General features: G+C 39.0%; 16 protein-coding genes. 10 read left to right on the plus strand and 6 right to left on the minus strand.

Annotated features, from left to right (window positions below; genetic code table 11):
* Positions 1-4 precede the first annotated feature (4 nt).
* The 4 genes from C6Y06_RS15430 to C6Y06_RS15445 form a co-directional block, all read right to left on the minus strand.
* Positions 5-832 (minus strand): MerR family transcriptional regulator, encoded by an 828-nt coding sequence (locus tag C6Y06_RS15430; RefSeq protein WP_060595790.1) that lies wholly within the window; start codon positions 830-832, stop codon positions 5-7.
* Between the two features lie 216 nt (positions 833-1,048).
* Positions 1,049-1,459 carry a DUF6508 domain-containing protein gene (locus C6Y06_RS15435; RefSeq protein ID WP_060595789.1) on the minus strand — a complete coding sequence of 137 codons (411 nt, stop codon included), beginning with the start codon at positions 1,457-1,459 and terminating at the stop codon, positions 1,049-1,051.
* A 134-nt stretch (positions 1,460-1,593) separates the two neighbouring features.
* On the minus strand, positions 1,594-2,979 hold the full coding sequence (gene rlmD, locus C6Y06_RS15440) for a 23S rRNA (uracil(1939)-C(5))-methyltransferase RlmD (protein ID WP_060595788.1): 1,386 nt from the start codon (positions 2,977-2,979) through the stop codon (positions 1,594-1,596).
* Between the two features lie 102 nt (positions 2,980-3,081).
* Positions 3,082-3,951 carry a DNA-3-methyladenine glycosylase family protein gene (locus C6Y06_RS15445; protein ID WP_060595787.1) on the minus strand — a complete coding sequence of 290 codons (870 nt, stop codon included), beginning with the start codon at positions 3,949-3,951 and terminating at the stop codon, positions 3,082-3,084.
* A gap of 432 nt (positions 3,952-4,383) precedes the next feature.
* Between C6Y06_RS15445 and C6Y06_RS15450 the strand changes: the two genes are divergently transcribed.
* The 3 genes from C6Y06_RS15450 (at position 4,384) to C6Y06_RS15460 (ending at position 6,506) form a co-directional block, all read left to right on the plus strand.
* Entirely contained in the window at positions 4,384-4,890 is a 507-nt protein-coding gene (locus tag C6Y06_RS15450) for a hypothetical protein (RefSeq protein ID WP_060595786.1), read from the plus strand.
* 132 nt (positions 4,891-5,022) lie between these two features.
* Positions 5,023-5,982, plus strand: coding sequence for a magnesium/cobalt transporter CorA (gene corA, locus C6Y06_RS15455; protein WP_060595785.1), 960 nt, complete (start codon positions 5,023-5,025; stop codon positions 5,980-5,982).
* 32 nt (positions 5,983-6,014) lie between these two features.
* Positions 6,015-6,506: a DUF2716 domain-containing protein gene (locus tag C6Y06_RS15460; RefSeq protein WP_106031332.1), complete on the plus strand. Its 492-nt coding sequence runs from the start codon at positions 6,015-6,017 to the stop codon at positions 6,504-6,506.
* 34 nt (positions 6,507-6,540) lie between these two features.
* On the opposite strand, the gene pdaA is transcribed toward C6Y06_RS15460, so the two are convergent.
* A complete protein-coding gene (pdaA, locus tag C6Y06_RS15465) occupies positions 6,541-7,332 on the minus strand; it encodes a delta-lactam-biosynthetic de-N-acetylase (RefSeq protein ID WP_106037176.1) in 792 nt (263 codons plus the stop codon).
* Between the two features lie 101 nt (positions 7,333-7,433).
* Positions 7,434-7,625 (minus strand): SE1561 family protein, encoded by a 192-nt coding sequence (locus C6Y06_RS15470; protein ID WP_044139757.1) that lies wholly within the window; start codon positions 7,623-7,625, stop codon positions 7,434-7,436.
* 146 nt (positions 7,626-7,771) lie between these two features.
* On the opposite strand from C6Y06_RS15470, the gene yfkAB reads away from it, so the two are divergent.
* From yfkAB to C6Y06_RS15505, 7 genes are all read left to right on the plus strand, one after another.
* Positions 7,772-8,893, plus strand: coding sequence for a radical SAM/CxCxxxxC motif protein YfkAB (yfkAB, locus tag C6Y06_RS15475; RefSeq protein WP_106037177.1), 1,122 nt, complete (start codon positions 7,772-7,774; stop codon positions 8,891-8,893).
* A gap of 7 nt (positions 8,894-8,900) precedes the next feature.
* Complete coding sequence (locus C6Y06_RS15480; protein WP_060595782.1) at positions 8,901-9,737, plus strand: mechanosensitive ion channel family protein; 837 nt, start codon at positions 8,901-8,903, stop codon at positions 9,735-9,737.
* Positions 9,738-9,838: 101 nt separating this feature from the next.
* Entirely contained in the window at positions 9,839-10,240 is a 402-nt protein-coding gene (locus tag C6Y06_RS15485) for a nuclear transport factor 2 family protein (RefSeq protein ID WP_060595781.1), read from the plus strand.
* 131 nt (positions 10,241-10,371) lie between these two features.
* Positions 10,372-11,091, plus strand: coding sequence for a YebC/PmpR family DNA-binding transcriptional regulator (locus tag C6Y06_RS15490; protein WP_012009270.1), 720 nt, complete (start codon positions 10,372-10,374; stop codon positions 11,089-11,091).
* Between the two features lie 460 nt (positions 11,092-11,551).
* On the plus strand, positions 11,552-11,749 hold the full coding sequence (locus C6Y06_RS15495; protein WP_024425263.1) for a hypothetical protein: 198 nt from the start codon (positions 11,552-11,554) through the stop codon (positions 11,747-11,749).
* 64 nt (positions 11,750-11,813) lie between these two features.
* Complete coding sequence (locus C6Y06_RS15500; RefSeq protein WP_159049986.1) at positions 11,814-12,383, plus strand: YIP1 family protein; 570 nt, start codon at positions 11,814-11,816, stop codon at positions 12,381-12,383.
* Positions 12,384-12,401: 18 nt separating this feature from the next.
* Positions 12,402-13,958, plus strand: coding sequence for a hypothetical protein (locus C6Y06_RS15505; protein ID WP_106037178.1), 1,557 nt, complete (start codon positions 12,402-12,404; stop codon positions 13,956-13,958).
* Position 13,959 lies beyond the last annotated feature (1 nt).

The raw sequence follows: 13,959 nt of genomic DNA on the forward strand, positions 1-13,959 counted from the left end.
AAGTTTACGATTTGATCTCATCTTTAATAGGAATTTGAATTTCAATGAGTCTGCCTTCTTCATTTTCAGACAAAGGGTAATAAATCTCTCGGCCCGGCTGGTCTTCTTTCACGCGGTATCCATTATTTTCGATCCATGTCGCCAGGTCAATACAAGCAGTTTGTGCGGATGGAGAATGTGAATGAAATAACAGTGTCGCCATGGTTTCTTCTGCAGGTAACGTACGTATCTTGATTCCTTGAGGAAGAGTGCCCCTTAACGATTTGACGGAATACCCCACCTCAAATTCGAACTCACTTTCTTTTTCCATTGATTCCCTCCACAGCACCACTTGTGGTCCCGAGATCGATTCTTGTTGATTTTTAAGTAATAAATGATGAAACGTTTGAAAGAATGAAGGAATTTCGTCAACAGTTCCGTTGGATTGAAAAGACATGATGCTTTTGCTTTCAACAGATTTGATAATGACCTCCTGTTCTTTTTCAACACACCCCTCTCGTTTAATGAGGTGCATCCGCTCCTTAATACGCGCTAATTTCTGTTGTTCTCTCTCGATCAATTGCTGAATCTCACTTTCTTTCAGCAGAAACATGCCCTGAATCTGCTCTACCGAAATATCTTCCCGAAGAAGCTGAGCCATTTGCTTTAACGTAAAGCCCAATTCCTTGTACAGAAAAATTCGATTGACCTCAAGCAGCTGCTCAGCTGAGTAATATCGGTATCCCGAATCTTGATCAATCTGCTTAGGCTTTAATAAATCAATTTGGTCATAATATCTTAAGGTTTTAACAGGCACTTTACTTAACATAGAAAAATCGCCGATCTTGAACATCCTGCATCTCCTCCGTTTTGTTGATCTGATCAAAGTATAAACCTTTCAGTAAAGGGGAAAGTCAACTGAAGAATTTAAAAATGTCGATTCGCTTCAGTAGAAACAAAAAAGCACTATTTTCAAATAGTGCCTAAAACGAAGGTTTTCGATTCACTTTTAAAAGAATGCTTTCTGATAAGAGCGGAGCACATGCCATCACCCCTTGAATTTATTCATTTACCCCAAACAATCCAATCTTTTCAGGCACTTTACAATATCTCCACTTTTAAAGAAATTGAATATGGCACCCTCGCTAAACCGTTCGGCTCTTACAACCCCCATCATGAGAGCAAGCACACACTGCGCATTTAAATTTGAAATGTCCACATTCTCCATATCGTTCGGTCCACCTTCAATCCCATTTTCTTTGAGGATCTCTCTGTAGCGGGTAAGCTCCAGCTCTTGATGTTGTTTTGCAAAGGTATAAACATCTTCGATCAAGTGACGAACCGTTTCGGAATAATTCACAAAGGGCATCTGAATCGGATGTTCAGCTGTGCCATCATTTTCTTGATCGATTACCCATTCTCCAATATGATCTTCCTGAAGCAGCGGTATGTATTTTGTTAGAATATCGAATTGACTCATTTTCATCCTCCTCTATCTCCTTTATATGGTTTACTCTGATCGACACCTATGGATCAGTATAAAAAAATCCGTGATCATCCTACCAGCTAGACACCAGTATTCAAATCACGGACAGTCTTTATTCACTTCACTTTTTATACTCTAACCATTGATACAACTGTCTCCACATGCGCCGTTTGCGGAAACATATCCACTGGCTGCATGTATTCGATTTTGTAGTCTTTTGACATGTATTCAAGGTCTTTTGCTAGTGTGGATGGGTTGCAAGAGACGTAGACAAGACGTTTTGGTTTGACTTGTTTGACAGTGTCTAAGAAGGTGCGCTCGCAGCCTGTTCTTGGCGGGTCCACGACGATGACGTCAGGACGGAAGCCTTCTTTGACCCATTTTGGCAGCCAATGTTCCGCTGTTCCTGTCACATAGGTCGCGTTTTTCATGCCGTGTTTTTTGGCATTTTTCTTGGCATCATCAATCGATTCTTTGATGACATCCATTCCTCGTACTTCTTTGGCACCATCTGAAAGCCACATCCCAATCGTTCCAACGCCGCAATACGCATCGACAACCTTTTCTTTGCCAGTCAGTTTGGCCGCTTTTTTCGCTTCGTCGTAAAGCTTTAGCGTTTGCTTCGGATTCAATTGGAAGAAAGCACGTGCACTCAGTTCAAAGGAGACGTCTCCTAAAAATTCTTGAATGACCATGTTGCCAGCTAGGTGAGATGTCTTATGGCCAAAGATGACCGACGTTTTTTCACCGTTGACATTGTGCATAATGGACGTCACTTCTGGCAGACGTTTTTGAATGGCTTCGGCGATTTCTTTTTTCTTTGGAAATTCAGGTTTCGATGTGACAAGGACGACTTGTACTTCCCCTGTTTCAAAGCCGACACGCACGACAATTGAGCGTACGTCGCCTTTTCTTGTCCGTTCATTGTAGACCGATACACCGAATTTCTCTAAGATTTTGCGGACAACGCCCGTTGTTTTGTTCGTATTTGGATGCTGCACGATACATTCCTTGATCGGTACAAGCTTATGAGAGTTCAGTCCATAAAGCCCAGCAATGATGTCACCGCTGTGAGAACGCCCTACTTGGAACTGGCTTTTGTTCCGGTAGTGCCACGGATCTTCCATACCGATCGTTGGTCGAATATCTAGTTTTTCAACTGATAGCTTCGTATGTCGTTCTATTGATTGAATGACAATATCTCGTTTTTCCTTTAGCTGCTGCTCGTATGCCAAATGCTGTAGCTGACAGCCTCCGCACTGCTCGTATACTGGGCATGGCGGTTTCACTCGATGCTCGGAGCGCTTTCGGACTTTTCTAACCGTACCTTCTGCATATTTTGCTTGGACATTCGTTGCTTCCACAACCACTTCTTCGCCTGGAAGCGCACCCGGGACAAAGACCACTTGCTTTTTAAAATAACCGACCCCTTCCCCATTAATGCCAAGGCGTTTAATGGTAAGCGGGAACTGCTGTCCCTTTTGTAAAAGGGCACCTTGCTGTTTTTCCTTCACTTCATTCTCTCCGTTCTATCTGAACCCTTGATAGGTTGTCTTCATTTTATTCCATCTCATTAGTATATCATGACTTGGACAAAGAGAGAAAATCCCTTTCATTTATTTATCTGTCTCAATGCTTCTCCATAAATATAAAGAAGCGTAGCTTAAATACGGGGTCCACTCCTTGCTTAATGCTGCCATTTCTTCTTTTGTCGGCTTTTCAGGCAGGTCAAAGTGCCGCTTGATGGCGTTTTGAATACCGATATCTGCCATCGGAAAGAGATTTGGTCTTCCAAGCCCATTCATGAGCACATTTTGAACTGTCCAAGGGCCAATTCCTCTAATCGGAAGAAGACGTTCTTCCACCTCCAGATCAGTTAAATCGTGTAATTCTTCTAAACAAAGAGAGCCGCTCACAATTCGCTTCGATACATCAATGACATATTCCGCTTTCCGCTGACTAAATTGGAGCTTTCTCAAATCCTCTGTTTCAAGTGAGGCGATGGTTTCCGGTAAAGGATCAAACCAAACGCCTTCTATTTGCTCGCCGTACGTATGAACAAACCGTTTCGTGAGCTCATAAGCAAACGCCAGATTGAGCTGCTGATGAATGATGCATTTCATCAAACAATGATATAAATGAAAATCCAGCATGAGCGGTGTCCCGACATGACGCTCAAATATGGACGCTAAATTCGTTTGAGAAAAATGCTCATGCACAGCGTGTAATTGATGCTTCATGCCAAATATCCGCTTCACCTCACATATGAGAGGTTCCTCAGGACCTTTTCCTTGCACCCGAAACGTGGGCGCTTCTTTTGTTCCGGTGGCTTGAACGACGACAACGTATGGTTTTTGTTCTAACCTAATTGGTACTTTGATTTCTCGTTTATTCAAATCGACTGCTTTTAATGGATCACTTGATAAGCGTCTGAGCACTTGATCGAAATGATACGGCGGCTCCACCACCAGCTCTTTTTCCCACATGTTTTACTCTTCCTTTCTGCAAACACGCAGATGCGATTGTTTCACTTTGCATGAATGATTCTCCATATTGAATACTTTTAAACATAAAGAGTACAAGAATTTATCAGTTATATCTTCCTTATTTACGGTCATTTTCCTTTTGGATGAAGAAACATTTTTAGTCGAATTCAGCTAAAATACGACAGCATCCTTCAATATTTTAGGATCATTTACCTTAAATTAGAAATAGAACCTCTGGGTGATATCTTCTATTCCGAAAACATTTGTATAATTATGACATATCAAGGAGGTGAACAAAGGAATTAGCTGATTAGGCAATCATTTGTTTTATCTTGCAGGACCATATTTTACCTCATTGATAACCGGCTTCACCTAGTTTCACTTTTTACGAAAAGAAAGACCCAAAATTTAAAAACAAAGGAGATCCGACCAATGAAAAAAACCATTCTTTCTGTTGCCCTTGCCACTGCTGTTTCTTCGACACTACCAGTATTCGCTGACGCTGCTGAACAAAAAACTACTCCAGTTTCAACTACTGTTCAGCAAACTGTTTTAAACAAAGCTGTTGAAAGTAAAGCATCTACAACCGCAGGAAACGTTAATATTAACTTTGACGTACTTGGTATAGCTAATGCATTAATCAATGCTGCAAATGCTAACACAAACCGTGAAGGCTTTGTCAAAGGACTAATGGAGTCTGCTTTCTATGCTGCGGGCTCAAAATACAATGTCATGGTATTTAACTTAAGCCAAGGTTATGAGACTCGTTTCAACGGAGTCAAAACGTTTGCTACTGTGAAATACGGAAGCATTACTTACGGAGTTTGGGTATTTGAAAATGGATCTTTCACAAACAAAGGTGACGGCGGCTACATCAACTGGGCGTTTAGAGGCTGGTTCGACCGTAACGGTGGTTTCGTCAACTTCCGTCGTCCTTAATTCTCGGTTTTACCCATCAATCATACACGCACATTGGACCGATCTCAGTAATGAGATCGGCTTTTTTATGCAGAACACGTATAAGTTCACCGGTGCTGCTTCATGATATAATGCAAGTCTGGAGGGGTGCACATGCTGAAAAAAATTGCAGTGACAAAAAACGGCGACTTGATTGAACATGCAACATTACAGCAGCTTTCAAGCCCCGATATCGCCTGGTACTGGATTGATTTCCATGCGCCAACGGAAAAGGAAGCAGCGCTTTTGAAGGAATACTTTCAGTTCCATCCGCTTGCGATTGAGGATTGCTTCCATTATTTACAGCGGCCGAAGCTTGATTTTTATGAAGGATATTTATTTTTCGTGCTTCATGCCCTGAATCAAAAGACGCTTCGATCTGAGGAAATCGATCTGTTTGTCGGTGACAATTATATCGTGACCTTTCATTTGAAGGAAGCGCCATACATTGATCGTGTCATTCGAAAGCTCAAAGAATCTGACAAAACCCGAAATAGCGGACCTGAGCATATTGCTTATATGCTGATTGATCAGCTTACCGATGATTATTTCCCAATCATTTATCAAATTGAGGACAGGCTGAATGAAATTGAGGATGAAGAAGGTCATAAAACATATGGAACGCTGATGAACGAAGTATTCGGAATTCGATCCGATTTGCTCAAGCTGCGAAGAACGATTATCCCGATGAGGGACCTTTTATATCGTATTGTCAACACAAATACGATGAGAAGCGATACGAACCGGCAAGCATATTTCAATGATATTTATGATCACCTTTTGAAACTAACCGAGATCGTCGAGTCAAACCGTGATATGACGGCCGATTTACGAGACAGCTATCAGACGCTGAATTCCAATCGAATGAATGCGATCATGATGACATTGACCATTGTGTCGACCATTTTTATCCCACTGACCTTTATTGTTGGGGTGTACGGAATGAACTTTGATAACATGCCTGAATTACACTGGAAGTATGGCTATTTTGGGGTGCTGATTTTCATGGGTCTGCTCGTCTCGGGTATGCTTTTGTGGTTTAAGCATAAAGGGTGGTTCCGCATTTTCAAATAATTTGTTGAGAGAATAGCTTGGGGGCGGTTAAGGTGGAAAACTGGATTCCATTGACTCATCAAGAACTAAAGCTGGTATGGAAGACGTTCTATCGAGATTTCAAATTTAATCCAAGCATCTCTCGTTTTCCCTCATTCCACGTACCATCTCCTTATATTACATATGATATCTCTGTTTATTTTGAGGACCCTTCCCTTCTACATGCGGAGGAAGACCTTGAAGAGAAAGCATTACTTGCTTTTCAGGAGCATATGAGAACAGACGAATATATGCTGGCACTCGATTGGCAGCACGAATGCTACTGGATCACACCATACGGCTCATTTGAAAAAGATGTATTTGGAGAATGGACAGTGCCTGTGCTTCCTAACGGGGATTATGATTTCTTTTTATCAAAGGAGATGCATTGGGGCTTGCTAGGACATCCTTGGGAGCAAAGTATCACGATTTTCGGTGAGGGCTTGATTGACTCTTTCACGCGCCATCATCCGATTTTGTTTCAGTGTAAAATAAGAGAAGGATAAAGAAAAAGCTCGCAGGTCTTCTGCAAGCTTTTTTCTATAGATGAGGGAGATGCCATACTTTTTCAAGCATGAGATCGTCTAGGCTTTTAAAGGAATAACCTTGTTTTTTCAGGGCCGTGATGGCATCATCCAATGCCTCTGCATTGTCTCTTGAGACGGTATGAAGTAAGTAAATGGCACCTGGGTGCGCCTGCTTCATCATTTGATCGTAGGCATACTGTTTTCCTTTTTGATGATGAATATGCCAGTCCACAAACGCTACTGACCAGAAAACGGTTTGGTAGCCGAGCTCTTTTGTTTCCTTCAGCACTCTTTCACTGAATACACCGCGCGGCGGACGAAGATAGAGGTTGTCTTGTTTTCCAGTGATTTTGTACACGGCTTCATTGACACGGTCCAGCTCTTCTTTGATTTCTTTCGTACTCTTTGTTGTTAAATCTGGATGGTGATAGGAGTGGTTGCCAATGATATGACCTTCCTCTGCCATACGTTTGACGAGCTCAGGCTGATCCTTTACAAAGTGCCCTGTCACAAAAAAGGTGCCTGGTACTTGATGTTTTTTCAGCACATCTAAGATCTTCGGCGTGTACCCATTTTCATAGCCATTGTCGAAGGTAAAATAAATCTCTTTCTTTTTCGTGTTTCCTAAATAAAAGGCATCATACTTTTTTAAAAGGACGTTCAATTCTTTACCCGCATCTGCTGGCTTGTGTTCTTTGCTTTTCGCAAATCCCCAATGGACGGGCTTATTAGACACGGCTTCCGCTTCTGAGAGAGGCATGGATACAAAAAGCGCACATAAACAGATGAGCATGTATTTTTTCATTTACGTCACTTCCCGGTTTTTCTTCTATTGTGCAGAATAAGACCGAGACTCATACACTGATTCACCTGCCAAATTAAAGAAAAAAGCCCGCACTGCGCGAGCTATTCTTCCTTCCAATCGCTTTTAAACCGTTCATATTTCGCTTCTAGGTCGTCAATCATCTGGATCAGTCTGTCTATATCCTCAACATCTGTTGATTCAGGATCTAATGAATCAATCACATTCATAAACATATCTAATCGGTTCTTTAAATAATCAACCTGCTGCTCTTTGCTGTCTGCTGCCTTGCCCATAGATACACTCCCTTTAGCATTTGTTTCTAGCTTATCTTTTTTCCCCTTGTAAATCAATGATGCCCCACTTGCGTATAACGGTGATGGGGCTTAAAATTAACTGTTGGCGGGTCTACGTTTGCCCGAATGAAAAGGAGATAGATACCATGAACCAAAAAACAGCACTTCGTCCGATTACACCTGCATACGACCCTTGGGAAGCCTATCTCGATGTGCAGGATTACGGAGAGATGAAGCTGACAAATATCGAATTTACAACAACGACGTTGTGTAACATGAGATGTGAGCACTGTGCGGTTGGCTATACTTTGCAGCCGAAAGACCCACATGCACTGCCGCTTGATTTGTTACTTCGCCGTTTAGATGAAGTTCCGCTCCTGCGCTCAATCAGTATTACAGGCGGAGAGCCTATGCTTTCTCTCAAATCTGTGCGGGAATATGTCGTCCCTTTATTAAAGTATGCCCATGAACGCGGCGTCCGTACACAGATCAATTCAAACTTAACACTTGATTTGGCGCGATATGAAGAAATTATTCCATACTTAGATGTCCTTCACATCTCACATAACTGGGGAACTGTCGAAGAGTTTGCAACGGTCGGTTTTGCGATGATGGACAGAAAACCAACCTTTGAGCAGCGCGAGAAATTATTTAACCGCATGATTGAAAATAGCCGGGCACTTGTCAAAGCAGGTGTTACCGTATCTGCTGAAACCATGCTGAATAAGCGCACGCTTCCATATATTGAACACATCCACCGGCAAATCGTGGAGGAAATGAAATGCCAGCGCCACGAAGTTCACCCAATGTACCCAAGTGATTTTGCCAGCGCCCTTGAATCATTGTCGCTTCCGCAAATGCGTGATGCGATTCATCAGCTGCTTGATATTCGTGATCAAGACACATGGATGCTGTTTGGCACCCTGCCATTTTATTCTTGCAGCACAGATGAAGAAGATCAGCGCCTCCTCAAGCGATTGCGTCAGGAGAAACATGTCACGGTACGAAATGACCCTGACGGCCGCTCACGTTTGAATGTGAATATTTTTGATGGGAATATTATTGTGACAGACTTTGGCGATACACCGCCGCTTGGAAACATTGCTACTGATACATTGCAATCTGCTTATTCACGCTGGATGGACACAAAATTAGCAAAAGAGCTGAATTGCCATTGTCCAAGCGTACAATGCCTCGGTCCGAATGTTCTTGTGAAAAACAGCTATTATCAAGATGTTGATTTTACTTCTCGTACAGCCAGGGGGTAACCGATAGATGGACGATACTTTTCTGACAATAGTCAAGAACAAATACATTGAAATTCTCCTTGTGGGACTCGTTCTTTGGCTTGCCGTCTTTATGATTAACAAAGCGCTTCAAATTTTCTTTAAACGAACGGAGTTTATAGAGGACAAGAAGAAAAAAACGATCGAGAGCTTGGTCAAATCTGTTACAAAATACACCGCTTCAATTTGCTTTGTAATGTATGTCATTTCTCTCTTCTTTCATGATTTCGGAAAAATCCTTGCAGGTGCTGGTGTTGCTGGGATCGTCATCGGTTTTGGCGCCCAGACACTGATTCGCGATATTTTAGCAGGCATTTTTCTGATCTATGAACGTCAGATTCATAAAGGGGATTATGTGACAGTGAATAACCTCTTTAATGGAACGATTGAAGAGATTGGTCTCCGCTCTCTGCAAATTAGAGAATGGAGCGGCAAGCTGTTAACCATCTCTAACGGAGACATCCGGCAAATTCAAAACTATAACATGCACTACATGCGGATTACGGAGTCTGTATTAATTAGTGCGAATCAAAACCCAGATACAGCCTTTCAAGCACTCGAAACGGCCTGTGACAATTTAAATCAGATGCATCATGATTTTCTCAAAAAAGATGAATTTCAACATGCCATTGAACCGTTTCAAGTCCATGGCATTATGGGCCTGAACAAGCTGAACCGCGGGATTGAGATCACAGTGAAAGGAATGGTCGAAGACGAAAAATACTTCGATGCTGCCCTCGCTGTCCGAAAAGAAATGATCAAACAACTTCATCAGCATGATGTCAAATTGCTTGAAGATCTCGTTTATCCCCAGCCTGCAAAATAACCTCATTTATGATGGGGTTATTTTTTTGATTGTTTTTTGTTAACCAGTTAATTATAATGGATTATAGTTAACTGGTTAACATAAAGAGAGGATGTTGATTCATGACAAAAAAAGAAGCGATATCATTTATTAAAGAGATGTATGAAGAGGTATTAATCAAATTCAATATAGAAAAAGTGGAGGCTTATTTTTCACCTGATTATCAGCAAGTGACTGATGGAAAGGTTTCGACACTTGATGAGTTTAAAAAGCATCTATCCACATTAAAAGGATTGACAAAACAGCTTGAGATCCCCGCTTTTCATGATGTGTTATTTGATGAAGATACGCAGCAAGGGTGTTTTCGTTACACTGTACATGTGGAACTCGCAAGCGGGGACCGGGGTTTAATTGATGTCATGGCTCTTTTCACGTTATTAGATGGCAGGTTCATTCGGTGCGACGAGCTGACGAGATCTCACAAGCAGCATGAAACGCTTGAACAGCTTGGACACATCAGCTAAGAAATCTCTTCATTTCAGCCCTCTTACTTCTATCCTCTTGACTGATTCATGTATAATAGAAAACAGAATGATTTCATGCAGCATGGGGACCCTCATACTGTGTATTTTCTAAGTGAAAGAGAGTGAATAAGATGGGTCGTAAGTGGAACAACATTAAAGAAAAGAAAGCATCAAAGGATGCCAGTACAAGTCGTATTTACGCAAAATTCGGGCGTGAAATCTATGTGGCTGCCAAACAAGGTGAGCCAAACCCAGAATCAAACCAAGCACTTCGTTTTGTCCTAGAACGTGCAAAAACATATAGTGTCCCAAAACACATTGTAGACCGTGCCATTGAAAAAGCCAAAGGCGGTGCGGAAGAGAATTTCGATGAGCTGCGCTACGAAGGATTTGGTCCAAACGGATCAATGGTGATCGTTGATGCCCTTACCAATAACGTGAACCGCACAGCGTCAGATGTTCGTGCGGCATTCGGGAAAAACGGTGGAAACATGGGCGTAAGCGGCTCTGTTGCCTACATGTTTGACCAAACAGCTGTCATCGGTGTCGAAGGAAAAAGTGAAGAAGAAACGCTTGAGCTTTTAATGGAAGCAGACGTTGATGTACGTGACATCATGGAAGAAGATGAAACAGTGATTGTATACGCTGAACCAGATCAATTCCATCAAGTACAAGAAGCATTCAAACAAGCCGGCGTCGAAGAATTTACTGTCGCTGAAATCACAATGCTTCCTCAAAATGAAGTGACATTAGATGATGAATCTAAAGAACAATTCGAGAAACTAATCGATGTATTAGAAGAGCTTGAAGATGTGCAGCAGGTTTATCATAATGTGGATTTAGGGGAATAAAAGGAAATTTTTCCATAACATAAGTTTATTTAAATAAACTTATGTTATGGCTTTTTTATTTAAAACTCATAATATCTTTTGAAAGCAAAACTTTATATTCAAATTAGGAAAAACGTATCTTAATAGAGTAAAGTTAAATATTCTATTTTTGTGTAAAATTTAACAAAAAAGGTTTACTACTCCTTTGTCTAGTTCTATTATAGTGATTACGAGAAATAATACATAATTTTATATATAAAAGTTAGGTGGTGTTATTATTTTTAAAATATGGTGGAAACAGTATTTTGGATTTATGATCATACCATTTATTACTATGGGGTTTATCTTTAACAACTTCTCTCACTTTACAAAAATTATCTATTTCCTTTTCCTTGCTTGGTTATTATTTAATGTTATTGACTTTTATAGAAGTGAGGTAAGAAACAAAAAGGACAAAAAGTCATGAAAGGGGGTGTAGACGTTGATATTTGAAGTAGCCACGAAATTTTTTTTAACTATTGGAACAGCAACGGAAATAGTTAATGCTGTAAATAATGGTTTAGGAATTCTAACGATAATAGGACTTGCTGGTGCTACGTATGGCTGGGGAGCAATTGCTTACCCACTTATTAGAGGTGCTGTCGCAAAGTGGGGAACAAAACAGGCAATAAACTGGTAGTATACTAGATTTAACAAAGAGGAGAGGATTCTCTCCTCTTTTAATGAAAGGTTGTTCTTACGTTATGAGATTTTTCAAGATTTTTTATCAGCCATTAGAATTGATGTACTCTCTTAATAAAAAACCTAACATAGCTCTTCCATTATTATTTTCTGCTTTAATACCCTTACTTTATATTCAAGTCATTTTTGAACGCTTTGAACATGTGGAAAGCAAGTGGTTATATTTAATAGCTTTAGGTATGAGTTTTTTTTCATTAATGACTTTTTTCATTACTTCTTTTACCATCTATTTGTTATTAAATACTTTTATGTTAGATAGAGAAATCAGTTTCAAAACGACCATTTCAATTTATGGATTTAGTCAAATGCCAAAAATCTTTTTTGCCATCAGCCTTTTATTCTTTCCATTTTTAGATAACACCAATATATCTCAGTACGATCATTTTCTAACAGCCCTTGCCATCTTTATCATAAATCCCTTTAATATCTGGAGATATATGTTGTTAATATGTGGCTTTCATGTACTAATCAACATGAAAATAAAAAAATTAATTGCTATTGCGATAATTTTCGTAATCATTGAGGTATGTATTATATTTTTCGGAAGTGATATAACTCATATTTTTAGATAAAGGAGATTCATTTTTCTAATGAGAAATGTACTAACATATATTTATTTTAGACAAAAATCTTTTTTTTACTATCGACTTCCAAAATTAAAAATAAAGAATGACTTATTTGTTTATGTCGCTCTATCCGTCATTCTTTTATTCAGCGCAGTTTTTACCACTATAATGACTCAATTATATACCAATCATTTATTTTCACATAACGAGATCTTTTACATATCAACTTTTTTCATCATTACTTTTTTATTAACAGGAATTCAGCAATCCATTACAAATACTGTTTATAAAACATCTACAAAAAATGACCTGAAATTATTAATTGTATCACCACTTTCTTTTCACGAGTTGTTACTAGCAAAATATTTTGAAACCACATTTTTGAAAGAGGTTTTAATCTCTTCAATTCTTATTCCAACAATTTTTTTATATCATTATTCACAAATAGGTTCGGTTTTTTTAGGCATTGTATTTACACTTAACTCTGTATGCTTTCTTTATATAATGAAATTTGCGGTTTTCTACTTATCTGTCATTGGGTACCGTTATATTGCGACAGCATACCAATTGTTTTTTTCAATTCTGAGAATTTTTGTTTTGTCTATATTAGCTGTTATTTTTTTATCCAACAAAATAGATTTCCAATCTCATTCAATGCTTAATTGGTTTTTCAACTGGATATCCCAAATGCCTTTTGCGGTTTTACCAACAATTTTCCAAGATAAATTCATCATTTTTTTACAAATTTCATTATTAATCATCGTTATGTTATTGATTCGAACTTCTTTTTCTAATGGGGTAAGAGCACATTTCATTGGTGAAAATTCAAAAAAAAGAAAGGTTAAAACAATGATTTCTCACCTTTCCTTTCATGAAAGAAAGGAGCTGTCTCTCATCCAGTTAATGATTGCTTACATCAAAAGACAAAGAAAACAAGAAATTATTATGACATACTTGCCTTTATTTAGCTCGCTATTTTCTATCATACTTATTTTATATTTGCTTTATTATAGAATACCAACATTTATGAATGCTAATGAGAGTTTAGTTTTTATCATTCTGTCAGCTGCCATTGTTAAAATGTTATCAGATACATATTGCTTTCTCGCAAGCATCGATTTTCATGGTGCACGTTTTCAACTTCTGAAATTGACTGGGATTCATCCCAAATTCATCGTACGAAGTCACATTATTCTCTCTAGTTCAATTAATATCACGCTGTTCATTATCCTTTTTACAATAGCTGCAATCATATTTCAAATGTCTTTCCCTTTCTTTATTTTCATTTGTGTTATGGCAATAACACAAATGATCTTATTCAATTGTATTTATTTCTTATCAAGCATTAGTTATCCAGAATTTAAAAGAAATTTTGTAAGTAATCTTCCTTCAAGCAAAGCAAAAATGACTGCGAATTTGCTAATTCTATTTTGTTTTTTGCTGGAAGGACTGATGCTAATCATATTTGATAAACAGCATTACCTTGCTTTTATTATCTCTACATTGATTTATTTGATATTTATTTTTATTATTTTGAAAATCTCTAGTCTTAAGATACAATTTCTTAATTTAAGTAAGTAAA

Origin of the sequence: Bacillus sp. MZGC1 (genome assembly GCF_002998605.1) — a bacterium.
Taxonomy (GTDB): Bacteria; Bacillota; Bacilli; order Bacillales; family Bacillaceae; genus Bacillus.